The sequence below is a fragment of the Oscillibacter sp. genome, assembly GCF_032060045.1.
Taxonomy (GTDB): domain Bacteria; phylum Bacillota; class Clostridia; order Oscillospirales; family Oscillospiraceae; genus Oscillibacter.
On sequence record NZ_DAMBZJ010000011.1, the window covers coordinates 74,162 to 78,584 of the forward strand.

4 protein-coding genes and 1 pseudogene are annotated in these 4,423 nt (G+C 54.0%); 2 read left to right on the forward strand and 3 right to left on the reverse strand.

All coding sequences use genetic code 11. The features are described 5' to 3' along the window. Positions 1-108: 108 nt before the first annotated feature. Together prfB and RT018_RS06455 are read right to left on the reverse strand one after the other, a co-directional pair. Positions 109-1,233, reverse strand: a complete 1,125-nt coding sequence (gene prfB / locus RT018_RS06450) for a peptide chain release factor 2 (protein ID WP_312940294.1) — start codon at positions 1,231-1,233, stop codon at positions 109-111. 126 nt (positions 1,234-1,359) lie between these two features. Further along, complete coding sequence (locus RT018_RS06455; RefSeq protein WP_312940296.1) at positions 1,360-1,578, reverse strand: helix-turn-helix transcriptional regulator; 219 nt, start codon at positions 1,576-1,578, stop codon at positions 1,360-1,362. 94 nt (positions 1,579-1,672) lie between these two features. Between RT018_RS06455 and RT018_RS06460 the strand changes: the two genes are divergently transcribed. After that, positions 1,673-1,846 (forward strand): hypothetical protein, encoded by a 174-nt coding sequence (locus RT018_RS06460; protein ID WP_312940298.1) that lies wholly within the window; start codon positions 1,673-1,675, stop codon positions 1,844-1,846. 42 nt (positions 1,847-1,888) lie between these two features. Here the strand turns inward: RT018_RS06460 and RT018_RS06465 are convergent, their stop codons facing one another. Continuing rightward, positions 1,889-3,097: an MFS transporter gene (locus RT018_RS06465; RefSeq protein ID WP_312940301.1), complete on the reverse strand. Its 1,209-nt coding sequence runs from the start codon at positions 3,095-3,097 to the stop codon at positions 1,889-1,891. A 1,112-nt stretch (positions 3,098-4,209) separates the two neighbouring features. On the opposite strand from RT018_RS06465, the pseudogene RT018_RS06470 reads away from it, so the two are divergent. Continuing rightward, positions 4,210-4,423 (forward strand): annotated as a pseudogene (locus RT018_RS06470) (collagen-like protein); the annotation flags it as partial.

Consider the following 4,423-nt stretch of genomic DNA (forward strand, 5'->3'; position numbering starts at 1 on the left):
ACCGCTGCCCTATGAAAAACGGCGCGGCCATCAGCCGCGCCGCAATTTGCGCTAATGCATTTAGTTCAAGAGTCGTAGAATCCGGCGCATACGGAAGACAACGCTCCCTTATTTTTTTAGTTCGCCGGTGGCGGACGCGGTGAGGTAGGCATTGATAAACCCGTCGATGTCGCCGTCCATCACACCATTGATGTTGCTGGTTTCATAACCTGTGCGGGTATCCTTGGCCATGGTGTAGGGCATGAAGACATAGGAGCGGATTTGGCTGCCCCACTCAATTTTCATCTGCACGCCCTTGATGTCCGAAATCTTCTCGGCATGCTGCTGTGCCTTCAGTTCCAACAGCTTTGCCCGCATCATCTTCATGCAGTTATCTTTGTTTTGAAACTGGCTGCGCTCCGTCTGGCAGGAGACAACAACGCCCGTGGGCAGGTGAATCAAACGCACGGCAGAGGAGGTTTTGTTAATGTGCTGTCCGCCGGCGCCGGAGGCGCGGTAGACCTGCATCTCAATATCCTCCGGCCGAATTTCCACCTCTGCGTCGTCCGGAAGGTCGGGCATGACTTCCAGTGCAGCGAAAGAAGTCTGTCTGCGGGCGTTTGCGTCAAAGGGGGAAACCCGCACCAGACGGTGCACCCCGTGCTCGCTTTTCAAAAAGCCGTACGCATTTTCACCCTCGATGGAGATGGTGGCGGATTTAATTCCCGCTTCCTCGCCGTCCTCAAAGTCCAGAATTTGATATTTAAAGTCGTGGCGCTCCGCCCAGCGGGTATACATCCGATACAGCATCTCGGTCCAATCCTGCGCTTCGGTGCCGCCGGCCCCGGCATGGAAGGACAAAATGGCGCTGCAACTGTCATACTCCCCGGAGAGGAGGGTGGAAAGTCGCTGCTCAGAGATCTCCTCCTCCAGCTGGGCATAGCCTGTCTTCAACTCCTCCAGAAGGGAGGCGTCGTCCTCTTCCTGCCCCATTTCGCACAGGGTTTTCAAATCCTCCAGCTCACCCACCATTTTCTCATAGCGGCCCAGCTTACTCTGCAAGCGCTTGAGCTGCTGCTGCACCTTTTGAGAGCGCTCCAAATCGTTCCAAAACTCCGGCTCGCCGGTCTGAGCCTCCAGACTGTCGGCCTCACGTCTGGCGGAATCGATATCCAGCGCCGCGCCCAGCTTTTCAAGCTCCGGCCCAAGAGCGCTCAGCCGCTGCTTATATTCGTCATATTCGATCAAAGCCATGATTGATTCTCCATTTCGCGTATTTCATCAGCCAAAACATTATATAGGAGTTTTCCCCGTTTGTAAAGGAAAACAGCGGCAGAATCGTTACAATTCCGCCGCCGCTATTCTCATGACGCCGTGCCACTATCGCGCGGTTTTTTTGCTAGCGGTTCGTCCCAGAATGTAATCAACGCTTACATCGTAAAAATCCGCCAGAGAGCACAGGACATGCGGGGGAACCATTCTCTGTCCGCTCTCATAATAAGCATAAGTGCGCTGGGGAATATTAATGGCCTTGCCCACCTTTTCCTGCGTCAGGTCTGCGTCCTCGCGTAGACTTCGTATTCTCTCGTATCGCTCCATGTTTATCACCATGTTCAGTATAGCTAAGAACAATTTGTTCTATTGATTTTTTGAATGTTTTGTTCTAAACTATAAAAAGGTAGGAGGTGTGTATGTGCCGGATTACAAGGAACTGTATTTAAAGCTGTTCCGGGCCTCGGAGGAGGCCGTCAATCACCTGATTGCCGCGCAGCAGGAATGTGAGGAATTGTACCTCAGCCAAGACGAACAGGAAGGGACAATGGAGCCATTGACAAAGGGGAGAGCAAGAAGCGCGGAGGCGGAGTAATTCCGCATCCGCGCCCTGCCGCTTGCGCAAAATCGGCCGGGCTTATTTTCCCACTTCAATCAAGGACCGCGCTCCCAGCAGAGCAATTCCGCTGATAAAAATTGCCGCGCCGGAGATGATCAGCAGCCATTCGATTTTCACCATGTCACCCAAGGGGCCGAACACGGCCATGCCCAGCGGCATGGCAAGTCCGCTAAACATTGCCATCACGCTGAACACCCGGCCCATTTTGTCTGGGTCGATGCTGCTTTGCAGCAGCGTCATGCTGGGCGAGTTGTACAGGGGCACCGTTGCTCCGCACAAAAGCATGATGCCGAGGTACACCCAAAAATTTGGGATCACGCCCAAAAGGACGCTGGTAAGCCCGAACAGCACGCAGGCGAGAATCATCGTGTGGGCCTTGTTTTTAAAGCCGCCCCACGCGGAAATCACCACGCCTCCCAAAATCGCGCCCGCTGAAAATACTAGCTCGATGGCAGTGAGGCGCCACACATCGTCCCCAAAGGTGCGGGCCGCCTGAAGAGGCGTAAGCAACGCGGAGGGGGACACGAAAAAAGAAAAGAACGCGCCGTAGGCGATGATCAGCTTCAGCCATGCCTGGGAGTTGATATACCGCAGGCCCTCCTGCAATTCGTGCAGATAGGCTTTTATGCCGCGCTGAATCTCCCCCGTGCGGGGAACGCCGGACACTTTGACGAAAAGAAACACGATGGAAATGCCGACGGCCGCGGTGATTACATCAATGAAGAAAATATATCCAATGGGCATCAGCGACAGCAGTGCACCTGCCGCCATAGGCGAGACAAACATGTTCAGTGACTGAATCGAGCTTTGGATGCCGTTAAACCGCTGCAAGCTTTCCAAGGGGACCATTTGAGGAATCATGGCGGACACCGCGGGCTGCTGAATCCCCTGCCCGAGTGATCGGGCCGCCACCACGATGAGCATGAGCCAGATGCTTCTATGTCCAGAAAGATATGCCAGCGCAAGCCCCAGCGTAATCAGAGCAATGCACCCGTCGGAAATAACAATCAGATATTTGCGATTGTACCTGTCCGCCCAAACGCCCGCAAAGGGCGAAATCAGCGTCATGGGCAGCAGCGCCGCGCAGGTGAACAGCGTCATGATGATGCCGGATTTCGTCTCCAGCGTAATCTGCCATGTAATGGCGTGCTGCACCAGCATTGAGCCGAACATGGATACGAACTGTCCTGCCATATAAAGCGTCACATTGCGCTTCCAGCTTGTCATGCGGGAACCTCCTCTTAGTTGGTGGTGGAAAATTTTGTTGGGGAATTGTTTATGATACAGATTCCTTCCGCTGCCAACGCCATGACAGAGACTTCTTGACAATTCCTGCGTTTGGAGAATGCCATCTGTAAAAGGAATAAGGTTAGCTTTATCCAAAAGATTTGTAATAAATACAGTACCCCCCTGAAAGTATTGGCTTTCAGGGGGGGGGTGGTGCAAGAGAAGAAGGGACTCGAACCGGCTAAAAACGCCTTAATTTTATAAAGCATGAATCCTGTGTTCACCACTGTGCTCATGCTTTCAAAAGCAGGATTAAAAGCCACTATTTATTTTTTGTTCCCTTGCGGATTCTATCAGAAAACACATGCGTATAGATGTCCAAGTAGATTCGAAGGTGCAACATTCAGCAAGGGCACGTTACGCTCGCCTTCCTTCGTTTTCAGCTGTTTCGGATGGGCGAATGCTTACATGATATACTGATTTTGTGATATTCACAAGCTTTTTTATCCGGTTGGCCTTAGCCGGAGCTTGCAACCTGAACATGCTGCGAACCGGCCAGTGTGCCGTGCGAAACTTGTCCGCAGCCGTGAGCGGATGGCAAAGTTAGAAGAGAGAGCATACACTGTATTGGGTTTCGCCAGCCTAATATCATGAAAGGAACTTCGTATATGGCTTTCAGAAACTGTCCGCCTCCCAACTCGGGATGCGATAATTCTTCTACAAATTCTGGGGATTGCACGATGAAAATTTATTCCGGCTCTTCTTGCAATTCCTATTGCTGCGTTCCCGGCCCTCCGGGCCCTCCCGGCTGTCCCGGTTGTCCCGGACGGCAAGGACCCACCGGTCCAACCGGACCGCAAGGTCCGCAAGGTCCCCAGGGTCCACAGGGCCCCCAGGGTCCACAAGGACCCCAAGGTCCACAGGGCCCCCAGGGTCCACAAGGACCCCAAGGTCCACAGGGACCCATCGGTCCCACCGGGGCGACTGGTGTAGGCACAACTGGCCCCACCGGCCCGACTGGTCCTACCGGCCCGACTGGTCCCACCGGAACGTTTGGACCCGAGGAAGTACTCTTCAACGTTCTGGGTCCCGTAGGGGCTGCCACCGTTGGAGTGGGGGAAAACTTAATTTTCCAATCCTCTACACTAGACATCACAGTAGCACAGGGCTCTGCAATCGTAACAATTGAAGATCCGAATCCCACCGGCCCCACGGGCCCCACCGGTCCCACTGGCGATGTGGGTCCCACCGGTCCCACTGGTGATGTGGGTCCCACCGGTCCCACTGGTGATGTGGGTCCCACCGGTCCCACTGGTGATGTGGGCC

Coding starts and splice junctions, on each gene's coding strand:
- RT018_RS06465 (WP_312940301.1), bottom strand. CDS start 3,097: ATGACAAGCTGGAAGCGCAATGTGACGCTTTATATGGCAGGACAGTTC.
- RT018_RS06455 (WP_312940296.1), bottom strand. CDS start 1,578: ATGGAGCGATACGAGAGAATACGAAGTCTACGCGAGGACGCAGACCTG.
- prfB (WP_312940294.1), bottom strand. CDS start 1,233: ATGGCTTTGATCGAATATGACGAATATAAGCAGCGGCTGAGCGCTCTT.